The 15,392-nt window shown below is 56.6% G+C and carries 14 protein-coding genes; 7 read left to right on the top strand and 7 right to left on the bottom strand.

Features of this window, described 5'->3' with window-relative positions; genetic code table 11:
• Positions 1-2: 2 nt before the first annotated feature.
• The 7 genes from pqqF to ACP3TC_RS10480 all read right to left on the bottom strand — a co-directional run bounded on the left by pqqF (position 3) and on the right by ACP3TC_RS10480 (position 6,826).
• Positions 3-2,396 carry a pyrroloquinoline quinone biosynthesis protein PqqF gene (gene pqqF / locus ACP3TC_RS10510; RefSeq protein WP_426818172.1) on the bottom strand — a complete coding sequence of 798 codons (2,394 nt, stop codon included), beginning with the start codon at positions 2,394-2,396 and terminating at the stop codon, positions 3-5.
• Complete coding sequence (gene pqqE / locus ACP3TC_RS10505) at positions 2,396-3,538, bottom strand: pyrroloquinoline quinone biosynthesis protein PqqE (RefSeq protein WP_313857543.1); 1,143 nt, start codon at positions 3,536-3,538, stop codon at positions 2,396-2,398. The genes pqqF and pqqE overlap by 1 nt, the downstream gene beginning before the upstream one ends.
• Positions 3,525-3,803: a pyrroloquinoline quinone biosynthesis peptide chaperone PqqD gene (gene pqqD, locus ACP3TC_RS10500; protein WP_313857717.1), complete on the bottom strand. Its 279-nt coding sequence runs from the start codon at positions 3,801-3,803 to the stop codon at positions 3,525-3,527. Before pqqD ends, pqqE begins: the two co-directional genes overlap by 14 nt.
• Positions 3,804-3,808: 5 nt before the next feature.
• Entirely contained in the window at positions 3,809-4,573 is a 765-nt protein-coding gene (pqqC, locus tag ACP3TC_RS10495) for a pyrroloquinoline-quinone synthase PqqC (protein ID WP_426818171.1), read from the bottom strand.
• A gap of 10 nt (positions 4,574-4,583) precedes the next feature.
• Positions 4,584-5,495, bottom strand: a complete 912-nt coding sequence (gene pqqB / locus ACP3TC_RS10490; RefSeq protein WP_313857546.1) for a pyrroloquinoline quinone biosynthesis protein PqqB — start codon at positions 5,493-5,495, stop codon at positions 4,584-4,586.
• Positions 5,496-5,554: 59 nt separating this feature from the next.
• Positions 5,555-5,632, bottom strand: coding sequence for a pyrroloquinoline quinone precursor peptide PqqA (gene pqqA, locus ACP3TC_RS10485; RefSeq protein WP_038328232.1), 78 nt, complete (start codon positions 5,630-5,632; stop codon positions 5,555-5,557).
• 162 nt (positions 5,633-5,794) lie between these two features.
• Positions 5,795-6,826: a dipeptidase gene (locus tag ACP3TC_RS10480; RefSeq protein ID WP_426818170.1), complete on the bottom strand. Its 1,032-nt coding sequence runs from the start codon at positions 6,824-6,826 to the stop codon at positions 5,795-5,797.
• Positions 6,827-7,259: 433 nt separating this feature from the next.
• On the opposite strand from ACP3TC_RS10480, the gene ACP3TC_RS10475 reads away from it, so the two are divergent.
• From ACP3TC_RS10475 to ACP3TC_RS10445, 7 genes are read left to right on the top strand one after another with little or no spacing between them, the layout of a single operon-like run.
• On the top strand, positions 7,260-8,909 hold the full coding sequence (locus tag ACP3TC_RS10475; protein WP_313857548.1) for a TIGR04028 family ABC transporter substrate-binding protein: 1,650 nt from the start codon (positions 7,260-7,262) through the stop codon (positions 8,907-8,909).
• Positions 8,910-8,924: 15 nt separating this feature from the next.
• On the top strand, positions 8,925-9,869 hold the full coding sequence (locus tag ACP3TC_RS10470; RefSeq protein ID WP_426818169.1) for an ABC transporter permease: 945 nt from the start codon (positions 8,925-8,927) through the stop codon (positions 9,867-9,869).
• Positions 9,866-10,726 (top strand): ABC transporter permease, encoded by an 861-nt coding sequence (locus ACP3TC_RS10465; RefSeq protein ID WP_426818168.1) that lies wholly within the window; start codon positions 9,866-9,868, stop codon positions 10,724-10,726. The genes ACP3TC_RS10470 and ACP3TC_RS10465 overlap by 4 nt, the downstream gene beginning before the upstream one ends.
• Positions 10,723-12,354: a dipeptide ABC transporter ATP-binding protein gene (locus tag ACP3TC_RS10460; protein WP_426818167.1), complete on the top strand. Its 1,632-nt coding sequence runs from the start codon at positions 10,723-10,725 to the stop codon at positions 12,352-12,354. Before ACP3TC_RS10465 ends, ACP3TC_RS10460 begins: the two co-directional genes overlap by 4 nt.
• Positions 12,351-13,382, top strand: coding sequence for a putative FMN-dependent luciferase-like monooxygenase (locus tag ACP3TC_RS10455; RefSeq protein WP_426818166.1), 1,032 nt, complete (start codon positions 12,351-12,353; stop codon positions 13,380-13,382). Before ACP3TC_RS10460 ends, ACP3TC_RS10455 begins: the two co-directional genes overlap by 4 nt.
• Positions 13,379-14,485, top strand: a complete 1,107-nt coding sequence (locus ACP3TC_RS10450; RefSeq protein WP_426818165.1) for an alkylhydroperoxidase domain protein — start codon at positions 13,379-13,381, stop codon at positions 14,483-14,485. Before ACP3TC_RS10455 ends, ACP3TC_RS10450 begins: the two co-directional genes overlap by 4 nt.
• Positions 14,482-15,330: a VOC family protein gene (locus ACP3TC_RS10445; protein ID WP_426818164.1), complete on the top strand. Its 849-nt coding sequence runs from the start codon at positions 14,482-14,484 to the stop codon at positions 15,328-15,330. The genes ACP3TC_RS10450 and ACP3TC_RS10445 overlap by 4 nt, the downstream gene beginning before the upstream one ends.
• The last annotated feature ends 62 nt before the right edge of the window (positions 15,331-15,392 follow it).

Below are 15,392 nucleotides of genomic sequence, written 5' to 3'. Positions count from 1 at the left end.
TATCAGCAATCACTATTACTCAGCATCCACCAGCGCTGTTGCTGCTGCGCCAGACGCTGACAATCATCTTTAAGCCCGCCTATAGTCAGCAATGCTATTGCCTGCTGCGTCAGGGGCGGCGCAAAACTCTGCTGATTCAGCCACAGTTCAGCACACTGCTCAAGCCGGTCCGGATGCAATACATGCAGACTTTCCGTCAGCTGCGCGCATTTTTCCGCGAAGTCTGAGACATCCAGTGTCGCAATAATCTGCGGCATCTGCGCAATAAATTGCCGGATGTGCGCGGTGATCGACGCAACATTATGAGTCGGTGATTGTACGGCAAACAGCAGGCCATGCTCACCGGCCAGCGACATAAATCGGCAGCTGACTACATAGCCAAGGTTTTTCTCAACGCGCAATTGTTGGAAGAAACGCGGTTCGAACAGCAGAGCCAGCATGCGCCATGCGGCCAGACAAGCTGCGGTCTGTTCGGCCAGCGGACAAAACAGCACCACCGCCGCCTCCTGACTGTCAGTCGGCAGATGATAACTGGCGCGATCCGGTAACGGCGGCGGCACCGGAAGTTGTATTGAATTTAGTTCGCCGGGAAAACGCGTCAGCAAGCGGGAAACCGCCTGCGCGAGTGCAATATCACCGCCGTACAGTGCGGCACGCCACGACAGCGATGGTAGGCCATTCGCCACGGGTTGCCGCTCTGCTTCACCGCCAATCAACTGCGGCAACTGATTCAGCAAACAGCGCACCGCAATATCTGATCGCCACTGCTGTTGCTGGCGGCTGAACTGGCGCTCGCCCTGCGCCCGCAGGCTGGCAGGAATCGCCTGCAACTGTTTCAGCAGCGCGTCCAGCGTGTGTAGCAGCACCCGGTGGTTGCCGCTGAGCTGCAATAACCACTGCCCCTGACGCTGGCTAAAAACAAGGCTGCCACCGGCATGGGCACACTGCGCAATGATCGCGCGCAGACTGGCCTGTATAATATGCCCCCAGCGCTGCGGCAGCGTATTGCCCACTGCCGGGCTGAGCATCAGCACGCCGTTTTCCGCGTCCGGATCGATATGGGGCAAACAACACTGCTGCGCCGGTAATAGCGGTAAGTTATCGTCATTTGCACGTGGATAAAATTGCCATACTGGCAGGTTGATATCTGCTTCTGCGTCAGGCCACTGGTTGGCCTTCAGCGACAACGTAAAGCCCTGCACTCTTTGCTGCTTAGCCTCTGTCTGCGGCACAACCCGCAGTCGGGTCATATTTTCGGCGGTTAGCTGTGCCAATAAAGGCTGCCACTCTGACCAATCGCCCGGCGCGATCGGTGCAAAACCAAAGGCGCGCTCACGCAGCTGATCGACCGGCGACAGTCGGCAGAACTGTTGCTGCGCTAACGCCGCGTAATGTTGACGTTGCGGCTGAGTTATCGCCGTTAGCTGGCGCAGCCAGTGGCAAAACAGCGTTTCCACTCTGGCACAAAGCGAAGCATCCACGGTGGTGAGTTGAAACTCAATACTGACCACACTGCCATTCTCGCTGCGGTAAGGCATCAACAGCTGCGCATCATCACAATATCCCCGTTCACTGAGCGCTGCCAGCAAGCTGCCTGGCGCCTTATCCGTAACCAGCTGACGCAATAGCGTCAGTGACGGCGCGCCCGCTAACGGGAACGAAAAGCGCAATCGCGGCGTATCGACAAGCTGTAAGGTAAAGTGTCGGGCCGGTTGCAGCGCCAGCGCTTCAGGCAAAGCCGACACCGTGCCGCCAGCCGGAAACGGTGCGGCGTAGCGTTCGGCCAGGGCGGCCAGTTCACTGAGCGTCTGCGGCCCCTGGAGCCAAAGCGTCAGGTTCGCGCCGTGAAAATAGTGCTGATGATGGTCGCGCAGCGCCTGCTGCAAAGCCGCAGAGTCCGTGCCAAAGTGCGCAGCATCGCCAACGTGAAAGCGCTGAAGTGCCGCCGGTGCGTTAAATGCCAGGCTCAAAGCCGCCTCGCGCAGCGTCGATGCATCAGCAGACAACAGCTGATATTCGGCATCAATCACCGCCACTTCCTGCTGAATGGCGTCACGCGCAAACAGCGGTTGCGCCAGCATATCGGTTAATCGCGCCAGCCCCTGCTCCAGTTGCGTGGCGCGAATATCAAAAAACCAGGCGGTAGTGGTCGGCAGCGTGGTGGCATTGAGTCGGGCACCCTGCGCCTGCGCCCAGCTCATCAGCCGCGCATCGCCCTGGTATCCGGTGCTGCCGGCAAATACCACATGCTCAAGCAGATGAGCCAGCCCAGGCCACTGCGCAGGTTCATGATGGCTGCCGGCCGCCAGTTGTATCAGGGCTGCGGCGCGCGGCGCCGCCGGATCGTGAATCAGTCTGACCCGTAATCCATTACTTAGCGTCAGCAGCGGCTGCATCAGGATGGCTGACCGCGATAAATCAGCTGCGAATTAGCGCGGTTACGGAACTGTAACTCGCTGACCTGCATATTGGTACAATTGGCTTGTTCACGCGCCGCAAGGATTTTGCCGTGATGCGGTGATTTATCACAGACCGGATCGGTATTATCCGCATTGCCGGTCAGCATAAATGCCTGACAGCGGCAGCCGCCAAAATCTTTCTCTTTTTCCGAACAGGATCGGCAAGGTTCCGGCATCCAGTCAAAGCCGCGATATTTATTAAAGCCGAAGGATTCATACCAGATATGCTGTAAAGAGTGATCCAGCACCGACGGGAATTCCACCGGTAACTGACGCGCGCTGTGACACGGCAGCGCCAGCCCTTCTGGCGTCACGCTGAGGAATATCGCGCCCCAGCCGCCCATACAGCCCTTTGGCCGCTCTTCATAATAGTCAGGCGTGACAAACAGCAGATTAGCAAGATTGCCTTTGCCGGCCATTTTTTCACGGTATTGATGCACCACCTCTTCGGCGCGGGCAATCTGCTCGCGGGTCGGCAACAGCCCTTCGCGATTCAGCTGCGCCCAGCCATAAAACTGACAGGTCGCCAGCTCGACATCATCGGCTTCCAGCTCAATACTCAGCTCAATAATCCGGTCGATCTGGTCGATATTATGGCGGTGCAGCACGAAATTCAGCACCATCGGATAGCCATGGGCTTTGACGGCTTTTGCCATCGCCAGCTTTTGCTCAAACGCTTTAGCCGAACCGGCCAGCGCAGCATTCAGCGTTTCATCGCTGGCCTGGAAACTGATCTGAATATGATCGAGCCCGGCATCAGCAAAGGCATCGATTTTCTTCTCGGTCAGGCCAATTCCGGAGGTAATGAGATTGGTATAGAAGCCAAGATCGCGTGCCGCACGAATCAGTTCCGGCAGATCCTTACGCACCAGCGGTTCGCCACCGGAAAAGCCCAGTTGCACCGCCCCCATCTCTCTGGCCTGCTCAAACACCTTGATCCACTGTGCGGTGGTCAGCTCTTGGTCCTGCTTAGCAAAATCCAGCGGATTTGAGCAGTACGGGCACTGCAACGGGCAGCGATAGGTCAGTTCCGCCAGCAACCACAGCGGCGGGTTGACCTGAGGTTTAAGCAGGTTCACGGAAAATTATCCACTTCTGTTCATAAGCCTGAGCGAAGAACTCGATCACGTCATCATCGACGCCACCGGCTTCCGGAAAACGGCCATTGAGTTCAGCAATGATCGCGGATAACGCGCGTTTGCCATCAACCAGCTGCAAAATGACTGCCGCGCTCTCATTCAGTTTTGCCATGCCTTCAGGATAAAGGATGACATGACAATCCTGCGTCGGTTCCCACTGTAGTCGATAACCGCGACGGAACAGAGGAAGTTGATCTGGGTTCATCTCAATCACAGCAGTCGTCCCCGATGCCATACCGCCTGCTGCGTCACGCTGTGATACGGCTGGCGGTTAAGTTCATAGGCCATGGTCATGGCATCCAGCATGCTCCACAGAATATCCAGTTTAAACTGTAAAATTTCCAGCATTCGCTGCTGCTTTTCTGCGGTGTTACAGTATTCCAGCGCCAGTTGCAGACCGTGCTCAACGTCGCGGTTAGCCTGGCTCAGGCGGCCACGAAAGTAGTCATAGCCTTCGGCTTCGATCCACTGATAGTGCTGCGGCCAGCTGTCGAGACGCGACTGGTGAATTTGCGGAGCAAACAGCTCGGTCAACGAGCTACAGGCCGCCTCCTGCCACACTGCGCGACGGGCGAAGTTTACATAGGCATCAACGGCAAAGCGCACGCCTGGCAGCACCCGCTCTTCTGACAGCAGCACCTCGCGATCCAGTCCAACGGCTTCGCCGAGACGCAGCCAGGCTTCAATGCCGCCTTCACTGTCGCCATGTCCATCGTGGTCGAGAATGCGCTGAACCCATTTCCGTCGGGTTTGCGGGTCCGGGCAGTTGGCCATAATTGCCGCGTCTTTCAGCGGAATACTGGTCTGATAGTAGAAGCGGTTGGCAACCCAGCCCTGGATCTGCTCGCGCGTCGCCTGACCGTTGTGCATCGCTATATGGTAAGGATGATGGATATGATAATAAGCACCCTTGTCACGCAGCGCCTGCTCGAATTGCTGCGGCGTCATCACCTGCGCGGGATTATTTGCATTCATCGTGTTTCACCTAAAGTTCGATACGCATACCATCCCAGCTGACTTCAATGCCGTTTTCAGTCAGTGCCTGCCGTTCAGCAGAAGATTCATCAAGAATCGGGTTGGTATTATTAATATGGATAAGGATTTTGCGCTCGGCGGGTAGCGACGACAGCAGCGCCATCAGCCCCTGCTTTTCGGCCAGCGCCAGATGGCCCATATCCTTGCCGGTATTGCGTCCGACGCCGGTATCAGCCAGCTCGTTGTCGCGCCACAAAGTGCCATCAATCAGCAGGCAATCGGCGCGCTTCAGCCAGCCCAGTAGCGCATCATCAGGCTCACCGAGACCCGGCGCATACATCAGCGTCTTGCCGCTGCGGGTATCTTCAATAAATAGCGCAACATTGTGACCGGGCAGCGGCTTGCCGCGATACTCAGAGTACGGCGGCGCGTTACTCAATATCGGAATCGCGGTAAATTTCAGTGCCGGGCAAACCGCGACCGAAAACGGCTCATCCGGCTGCATTTTATGGTGCACCAGACCGCCATTCCAGTGTGAAAGCATGGTAAACACCGGAAAACCGGTGGTCAGATCCTGATGCACTTCTGGCGTACACCATACCTGATGCGGGCAGCCTTCGCGCAGATTGAGTAAGCCCGCACTGTGGTCAATCTGGCTGTCGGTCAGAATGATCGAACCTATCGCCGTGCCGCGCAGTACGCCATGTTTAATCAGTGAAGGCGTGGCGGCAATCTGGTGACAAATATCCGGCGAGGCGTTGCATAACACCCAGTCAACGCCGTCATCACTGATGGCAATGGAAGACTGAGTGCGTGCTGAAGTCTTCATGGTACCGTTGCGCACGCCCTGACAGTTATTGCAGTTACAGTTCCACTGAGGGAACCCACCGCCCGCTGCGGAACCAAGAACATTAATCTGCATGTGTAACACCGGGGGAAATGAAAAGAAAAATGCCCACAGCATGCTGTGGGCATAAGGGATTAGCGGTTAGAGATATACAGCGTAACTTCTAAGCCCAGACGTAAATCAACAAATTTAGGTTTAGTCCACGTAGTCATCATTCACTCCTCTTGGTGTTCACAGTTTAAAGAGACTGCCGGATACTATTGCGGCAGTCAGAATGCTTATTGTCAAGTATCGGAAATTTCGCGGCGCAGATGTTGCGCCTGAAGCAGTACGATATCAACCCTGTAAGCAGCAGGGATATCACAGGCCGTGGTTTATTCACCCCAGCTTCTGTTTAATAGCGCTAACCAGTTACGCCAGGCGATTTTTTCGGTCAGTTCGCGACTGTATCCGGCGGCATTCATCGCTTCGATCAGTCGCGGCAAACCGCTGACGTCGCCGAGCGCAGCCGGAACCGAGATACCATCGAAGTCAGATCCAAAGCCGACGCCCTCTTCACCCAGTTTATCCAGCAGATAATCCAGATGCCGGACGATTTCGCCCAGCGCAGTATTGTTGTCCCGCTTGCCATCGGCACGCAGAAACGCGTTGCCAAAATTGACGCCGACAAAACCGTTACTCTCGGCAATTGCCGCCAGTTGTTTATCCGTCAGGTTACGCGGCTGCGGGCAAAGCGCATGAACATTAGAATGGGTCGCGACCAGCGGCGCATCGCTGTACTGCGCCGTTTGCCAGAACGCCTTTTCATTCATATGCGAAAGATCGATCAGAATTTTTTTCTGATTACAGGCGCGTAACAGAGCCAGCCCGGCGTCAGTTAAGCCGTCACCGCTGTCCGGGGAGCCGGGAAAATCACCGGTGACGCCAACACCAAACTGGTTGGGTAAATTCCACAGCGGCCCGATACTGCGCAAGCCGGCTTGATACAGCTCATCAAGCTGGCAAAGCGAGCCGTCCAGCGCGTCTGCCCCTTCAATATGCAGCACCATCGCCAGCACGCGCTGTTCAATACAGGATTTGATTTCACTGGCACTGCGGCAGATTTTCGCCCGACCGGCAGACTGGCTTTCAATGCGCTGTAATAGCGCGATTTGAGCATGAGTAATGGCTAACGCATCGTGTGGTTGCGGCGCAGCATTCGGTTTCAACTGCGGCATATAGGATGCGGGCGGGATAAACACCGCAAACAGTCCGCCAGCAAAACCGCCCTGCCGCATTCGCTTCAGGTCGAGATGCCCGTCAAGCGTATCGTCAAGAAACAGCGCCGCCGGATCGGCGGCGTCATTTAGCCATAAACGCAACAGCAGGTCGTTATGGCCATCGAAGATCGGAGTGAAAGCTGGCATATCACTCCTGGCGTTAATTCGCTGATGCTGTTGGCTTTTATTATGGCAATCATTCATAGCCAGATGATACCCCAATCCCACTGCGATGAGGCGTAAAAAAGTGCTGCATTTGCGACAGATGGCCTGTTTATCAGCAGGGCTATGGCTTGCCATGCAGATGCAATCGAATTTCAGTTGCCATCTCGCTAATGACCCTGCGCCAACTGTGAATAGTAATCGGGTAATCAGACCGGCAAAAAACGTGTGAAAGGCAAATCCGTAAAGCGTTAAGCGCGCGACCACCACAATTTTCTCTGAAAATCCGCCTGACAGCTAATAATCCAACAAATGTTAATTCCAGCAATGTTTATCACAATAGATTAGTTCTCTCTCATCCCGTCTCACCAGATGATGAATCCATCGCACAGACACTCTGATAATAAAGGAATTCATCATGCGCAGTCGTTTTTCGCTTAATGCCGTACAGCGCACGCTGGCATTAACCGCAATTTTTGCTTCATTCGCCGGGACCCAAACCGTTTACGCCGCAGACAGTGCTGCCGTGAAAGGCGGTACGCTGATCTATCTCGAGCAGCAGGCTCATACCAATCTCTATCCGCCAGCAGGCGGTTTTTATCCTAACGGCGGCATCCTCAATCAAATCACCGATAAACTGACCTGGCAAAACCCGGAGACGCTACAGGTTGAACCGTGGATCGCCGAAAGCTGGAGCACTAATGCCGATAAAACCGAATACACCTTCAAAATTCGTCCCGGCGTCACCTTCTCCGACGGCACGCCGCTGGATGCCAGTGCGGTAGCAAAAAACTTTGATACTTATGGCCTCGGCAATAAAGCACAGCGCCTGCCGGTCTCCGAAGTGATCAACAACTACGATCGCAGCGAAGTGATTGATCCGCAGACGGTTAAGTTCTATTTCAGCAAACCGTCACCGGGCTTTTTACAGGGCACCGCCACCATTGGTTCCGGGCTGGTTTCACTCAGCACCCTCGCGCGTAACTTTGATGAGCTGGGCGATGCGCGCCATATTATCGGCTCCGGCCCGTTTGTAGTGAAAAATGAAAAACTGGGTCGCGAAGTCGATCTGGTGGCGCGTAAAGATTACAACTGGGGGCCGAAAAGTAGCCGTCAGCAGGGTGCGGCCAACCTCGACGGCATCAAAATTATCGTCACACCCGAAGACAGCGTGCGGATTGGTGCGCTATTGGCCGGTCAGGCCGATGTGATTCGTCAGGTTCAGGCTTATGATGAAAAACAGGCCAGCGATCAGAACTTCCCGATTTACGCAGCGCCGACGCGCGGCATAAATGACAGTATTAGCTTCCGCCCGGATAACCCGCTGGTAGCCGATATCAAAGTGCGTCAGGCGCTGCTGCACGCTACTCACTCCCGTCAGGTAGTCGATACTCTGTTCTCAGCCAATTATCCGCAGGCCACCTCGGTAGTGGCGAAATCGGCAGCGGGTTACGTCGATCTGAGCGACAAACTGAAATATGACCCGACGCTGGCGCAACAGTTACTTGATGAAGCGGGCTGGAAACCCGGCAGCGATGGTATCCGTCAGAAAGATGGCCAGCGGCTGGCGCTGACGATTTATGAATCGCTGCCACAACCGCAAAATAAAGAAGTGCTGCAACTGATCGCGCAACAGTGGAAACAGGTTGGCGTCAGTCTGGCGGTGCGCGCGGGCGATGCTGGCAGTCGCACGCTGGATAATCTTGATCCGCTAAAAACCCCGCTGACGGTATCGGAAGTCGGACGTGCCGATCCGGATGTGATTAAAAGCCAGTTCTACCCGTCCAATCGCGATGCCCTGCTGCAGAAAGGCGGATCCAGTGACAAAGTCGCCAACTTCCGTGACGACAAGCTGAATCAGCTGCTGGTGGATATTTCGGCCGAAATCGATCCGCAGAAACGCCTGCAGCTGACGGGAGATGCCCAGCGCTATCTGCTGGATAACGCCTATGTGATTCCGGTGTTTGAAGAACCGCAGGTGTTTGCTGCCGCTCCGTGGCTAAAAGGCATCAGCTTTGAAGCGGTTGGCCGTCCGAGTTTCTACGGCACATGGCTTGAAAAGCACTAAGTCGGGGAGATGACGATGAAAAGCTATCTTAGCCAGCGAGTGGGACAGGCGCTGTTGGTGCTATGGGCGGCGTTTACCGTCTCTTTTGTGCTGTTACAGGTACTGCCCGGTGACGCCATTCTGATTAAATTTCAGAATCCGGATCTGGGCCTCAGTCCGGAGCAGATTGCCGATATGCGCCTCGCTTACGGTGCGGACAGCCCGCTGTGGCAGCAATATCTGCATACGCTGGTGGCGATGTTGCGCGGTGACTTTGGCTTCTCAGTCCAGGCTGGCGTGCCGGTCAGCGAACTGATTGCCAGTAATTTTCCCGATACCCTGCGCCTGGCGCTGCCGGGTTTCCTGCTGGCGGTGGTGATTGCCGTACTGTTGGCGTTTATCTCCAATCTGGTCGGCTTTCGTTGGCTGAAGAATGCCTTACAGAGCCTGCCATCGCTGTTTATCTCAATTCCGACCTTCTGGCTGGGCATCGCGCTGATTCAATTGTTCTCATTTCAGTTGCGCTGGATTCCGGTGATTAACCCCGGCCCGTGGCAAGGACTGATTCTGCCGATTATCACACTGGCGCTACCGATATCCGCCCCTCTGGCACAGATCCTGATCCGCAGCATCGATCAGGTGCAGACACAACCCTTTGTGGCGGTCGCCCGCGCCAAAGGAGCCAGTTACAGCCGTGTGTTATGGCGTCATGTGGCACTGAATGCGCTGCTGCCGGTATTGACCGTCGCCGGTCTGTTGCTCGGTGAGTTAATTGCCGGTGCGCTGATCACTGAAACAGTGTTTGGCCTCAGCGGTCTGGGTCAGCTGACCCAGCAGGCGGTTAATAACCAGGATGTCGCGGTGCTTCAGGCGATTGTGATGATTTCGGCGTTCGGCTTTGTCACCATCAATCTGCTGGTCGATTTGCTGACCCCGCTGCTTGATCCACGGCTGCAAACTTATCGCGGAGCGACCTTATGAGCCTGATCGATCAACTGGTACGGCCGAAAGCCAGCCGCCCCGCTCCCCGCCGCGTTAGCGGATACAAGGTACCGGCCGGAGCGCTGCTCGCCTGGCTGGTCATGCTGCTGGCAATGGCTGCTGCGATTGCGCCGGGGCTGTTTACCGATTACAGCGCAACCGAAGGTATTGCCGGCGCGCAACGTCTGGCACCGCAGGCTGGTCACTGGCTGGGTACTGACCAGCTGGGGCGCGATCTTTACGCGCGTATTGTCTGGGGCGCGTCCCACTCACTTTCTGCCGCAGTGGTTGCAGTGTCGCTTGGGCTGTTAGCTGGAACGCTGCTCGGGGTGCTGGCGGGTGCCACCGGCGGTAAAACTGAAGCGGCGGTCATGCGCATCATTGATGTGCTGCTGTCGATTCCTGGCCTGCTGCTGTCACTGAGCGTCATTATCCTGCTTGGCTTTGGCACGATAAATGCCGCCATCGCCGTGGGGGTCACATCCATTGCTAATTTCGCCCGCCTGGCACGTGCCGAAGTGGTTAGGGTGCGGCACAGCGATTATGTCGAAGCGGCTTACGGCAGCGGCGGCACCTTCTGGAGCGTGCTCTGGCGTCATATTCTGCCCAACTCGCTGACCTCGGTTATCGCCTTTTCCGCCTTACAGTTTGGTAATGCGATTCTGGCGCTGTCGACCCTGAGCTTTCTCGGCTACGGCACGCCACCACCAACGCCGGAGTGGGGGCTGCTGATTGCCGAAGGACGTAACTATATTTCTACCGCCTGGTGGCTGACCACTTTCCCCGGCCTGGTGGTGGTCGCCATCGTACTGGCGGCTAACCGCATCAGCCGTCAATTTTCAGGAGCTCGCCGATGAACGATAATTCGCAGGTGCCACTGCTGGAACTGGAAAATCTGACGCTCAGTTATCTCAGCGGCGGCCAGTCGCGACCGGTGGTACACAATGTCTCTTTTCAGCTCAGAGCCGGTGAGATGCTGGCGCTGGTTGGCGAATCCGGCTCGGGCAAAACCACCACCGCGCAGGCGATTATTGGCCTGATGGCTGAAAACGGCGTGCGCGACGGCGGACGTATTTTGCTTAACGGCGTCGATATCAGCGGCTGGTCGCCGCGCCGACTCGATAGTCTGCGCGGCGCAACCATCAGTCTGATCCCACAGGATCCCGGCAGTTCTCTGAATCCGGTGAAAACCATTGGCGATCAGGTGGCAGAGATCCTGACGCTGCATCAGCGTCTGAGCCGCACCGAGCGCCAACAACGGGTCATTGCCCTGCTGACGCGCGTCGGCCTCAGCCACCCCGAGCAGCGCGCACGACAGTATCCGCATCAGTTATCCGGCGGAATGAAGCAGCGTGTGCTGATTGCCATCGCCATTGCTTTACAGCCAGCGTTGATAATTGCCGATGAACCGACCAGCGCGCTGGATGTGACGGTACAGAAACGCATTCTGGATTTGATCGACGAGTTGCGCCGGGAGTCTGGCACGGCGGTGCTGTTTGTTACTCATGACCTGGCGCTGGCAGCGCAGCGAGCCGACCGACTGCTGGTGTTTCGCCACGGCGAAATCCAGGAACAGGGTGAGACTGCCACGGTGATTAAATCGCCGCAACATCCCTATACCCGCCAGTTGTTTGCCGATCTGCGTAGTCTGGCTCCACCCCAACCATTGACACGCCATGCCCGCTTCTCCTCACCGGCGATTGTGGTAAATCGGGTGAACAAAACCTTTCAGCTGGGTAAAAATCCCCAGATAAAACTGGCGGCGCTGCAAAATATTTCCTTCAGCGTGGCGCGCGGCACAACCCATGCGCTGGTTGGCGAGTCAGGATCCGGCAAGACCACGCTGGCGCGTATTCTGCTCGGCTTTCAGCGTGCAGACAGCGGACAGCTGCTGATTGATGATATCGATACCCGTGAATTACGCGGTGAAGCACTGCGCCAGCTGCGGCAAAAGATTCAGCTGGTGTATCAGAATCCGTTCGCCTCGCTCGATCCGTCACAAACCCTGTATGACATTATTGCAGAGCCGCTGCTTAACTTTGCGCCCCTGAGTAAAAGTGAACGTCGTCAGCGCGTTGAGGATGTCACGCTGCGGGTCGCACTGCCGGTCGAGCTGCTGACGCGCAAACCCCATGAGCTGTCTGGTGGTCAGCGCCAGCGCGTGGCGATTGCCCGGGCGCTGATAGTGCAGCCGGATATTCTGGTGCTTGATGAAGCCACCTCCGCGCTCGACGTCACCGTGCAGGCGCAAATTCTCGGTCTGTTGCAGCAGCTGCAACAGCAACTCGGTCTGACCTATCTGTTTATTTCTCACGACCTCGCCACCGTGCGCCGCATCGCTCATAGCGTTACCGTGCTGCGCGCTGGCCAGGTAGTCGATCAGGGTACCGTTGAGGCGCTGTTCAGCCAGCCGTCCAGTGACTATACCCGTGAGCTGATTGACGCCATTCCTTACCTTGCAGCAGAACAAAAGGATTTCGCATGAGCCAGAAACGCCTCGGTTTTTTTACCCGTTTGCTGGATAAAACCGGACCACAGCAGCGCTACCGTCTGGCGCTGGAGCAGATACAACATGCCGAACGTTTCGGCTTTGATACCGCCTGGATTGCCCAGCACCATTTTCATGAAAATGAAGGTGGACTCCCTGCACCGCTGGTGTTTCTCGCTCACGTCGCGGCTCAAACCCGGCGCATCCGTCTGGGTACCGCGATAATTACCTTGCCGCTGGAGAATCCTCTGCGGGTAGCAGAAGACGCCGCGGTGCTGGATTTGCTGGCGGACGGACGGCTGGAAATTGGCCTCGGCTCCGGCGGTACTGCCAGCTCTTTTCTGCCATTCGGTCTCAGCATTGAGCAGCGCGCCGCCGCCTTTGCTGAACATTTGCAAGTACTGCACAACGCCTGGAGCGGCGAACTGCTCGGCCACGCCGATAATCGTCTCTATCCGCCCGCACCACAGCTGACATCGCGGGTGTGGATCGCCACTTTTTCGGCTGAGGGCGCGGCGCGTGCCGGTAAAGCTGGACATGGCCTGATGCTGTCCCGCACTCAGCCGCGTCCGGCCGGGCAGCCGGGCTTAGCGCTGGATGCGATACAAAATCCGATGATCGATGCCTATCTGGCCGCGTTACCGGCAGGGATACCGCCACGCATTCTGGCATCGCGCACCGCTTTTGCCAGCGACAGCCGCCAGCAGGCGCGCCAGCTGGCACTGCCGGGATTACGTGAACAGGCACAGCAGTACCGCGCCGCCGGACATCAGCTAAAAGGCGAGACGCTGGAGCACTATATCGACGCCTTTGATGTGCATCTCGGGACGCCCGACGAGGTGCAAACCTCACTGCAAAATGACAGCGTATTGCGGCGCGCTACCGACATCTCTTTCCAGGTGCACTCTATCGATCCGCCACATCAGCATATCCTGCGCTCCATCGAACTGCTGGCGACTGAAGTTGCTCCGGCATCTGGCTGGACTGCCGCCCACTCAACGCTTAATCAGGGAACTCCCGCATGACACAGACTACAGATTTACTGGCGCAACTGGCTGATATTGATCCGGCGTCACCACTTGCCGCAGCCCGACAGCAACGTGATGCCGCAACGCGGCATAGCCAGGGCAGCTACCTGGCGCTGTTCAGCAACGGCAGTACTGATTTTCCGCTGCAGCAGCGTTTGGCTGTGGCGGCACAGGTTGCCAGCTGGCATCAGGAGGATCAGCTGGCCGCACACTACGCATCCCAAACGGCGAGTATCCCGCAGAACGCCGCTTACCAGCTGGCGCTGGATCATGCCCAACGACTGACTTTCCAGCCGGTCAGTGCCACTGCTGAACATTTGGTAATATTACAACAGGCGGGCTGGACGCCGGATGCCATTGTGACACTGTCACAGATTATCGCCTTTGTCAGCTTCCAAAGCAGATTAGTACGCGGCTATCGACTGATTTCAGGTTACAGTGTCACAGATAGCCATACCGCGTTCAGCGCCGGAGAGTGGCACCACCAGCCGCAGACGCAAACCGGTAAAGCTGCCCCAGTGCGGTTTACCACCGCAGAGCTCGGCTGGGAGCCATGGATTGCCGCTAAACCGCTGGCAGAATATGATGCCGAACAGCAACAAACGCTGGCACGCTTTGGTCATACCGATTCTGACTATTTCCGCCTGCTCGGGCGCAATCTGCCGGTGCTGGAACAGCGTACCCTGACCGATAAAGGCATCTTTTATACCTCTGCCGGCTTGCCGCGTGCCGAACGCGAACTGGCAGCCGCCGTCGCCAGCAAAGTCAACGGTTGCATATTTTGTGCCTCGGTACATGCACGTAAAGCCGCCCAGTTATCTAAGCAGCCGGAAGCGGTTCAGCGTCTGCTGGATACGCCACCGGGCGGGCAGCTCAGTGCGCAGCAGTCGTCACGCTGGCAGGCAGAAATCGATTTTGCCGCCGCCATCTCCGCGACGCCTGCCAGTGCCAGCGCGCAACAGATTCAGCAGCTGCGTGCAGAAGGATTGAATGAACTGGAATTGCTCGATTTGTTGCAGTCTGCCGCGTTCTTTGCCTGGGCCAATCGTCTGATGCTGACGTTAGGTGAACCGTTTATTCCAGCGGAGCACAACCAATGACCTCATTAACTCCGGTTGTCGATCACGTGGTGATTACTGTCGGTGACCAGCTTGACGAGGCCAGCGCACTGTTTCGCCGTCTTGGCTTCCAGCTTAGTGAGCGCGGTCATCACTCGCTTGGCTCCAGTAATCATTTAGCCATTTTTGGCGAAAACTACCTTGAACTACTGGGTTATCAGCCGGAGCGCGGTAATCTGCGCGAAGATTTATGGCAGTCGCCGCGTGGCCTCAGCGGCCTGGTATGGAAAACCGATGATGCCGATGCGGTATATCAACATCTGCAACAGCAGCAACTGGCGGGCGATCCGCCTGCGGCATTTTTCCGGCCGGTCACCCTGCCGGACGGCAGTGAACATCAAGCGCGGTTTCGCACTACCCGGTTACGTCACGATACGGTCGCAAATGGCCGCAGTTTTTTTTGCCAACACCTGACGCCAGAAGCGGTATGGCAGCCCGCCTGGCAACAGCATCGCAATGCGGTAACGACTATCAGTGGCTTTATTATTGCGGCGGATAAACCGGCCGTTGCCGCCAGGGTGTATAGCCAGTTATTTGATACTACCCAATTTATCAGCACCCAGGACGACAGCATTGAGTTTCAGGCCGGTGTAACCCGCGTGCGCTTCACTGGCAGCGCTCAGGCGCGCGCGACGTTGGGGCCGTTACCAGATGACTACAATGGTACGCCACGTATGGCGGCGCTGGAATTTACCACCACTTCGCTGGATCAGGTCCGGCAGAGCCTGTTGGCTGGTGATATCCGTTTTAGTGAGCGGGAAAACACCCTTCGGGTGAGTGCTGAAGATGGCTTTAATCTGGCGCTAATTTTTAGCGTAAAGCCCTGATACTAAAAATAGACTTTGCATGACAGTGGCAGACGAAGGCCATTAGGCCTTCGTCTGTAAAC

Origin of the sequence: Winslowiella sp. 2C04 (assembly GCF_050037805.1) — a bacterium.
Lineage (GTDB): Bacteria > Pseudomonadota > Gammaproteobacteria > Enterobacterales > Enterobacteriaceae > Erwinia > Erwinia toletana_A.
Note: the sequence above shows the minus strand (reverse complement) of the source record. Positions and strands in the feature narration are given on the sequence as shown.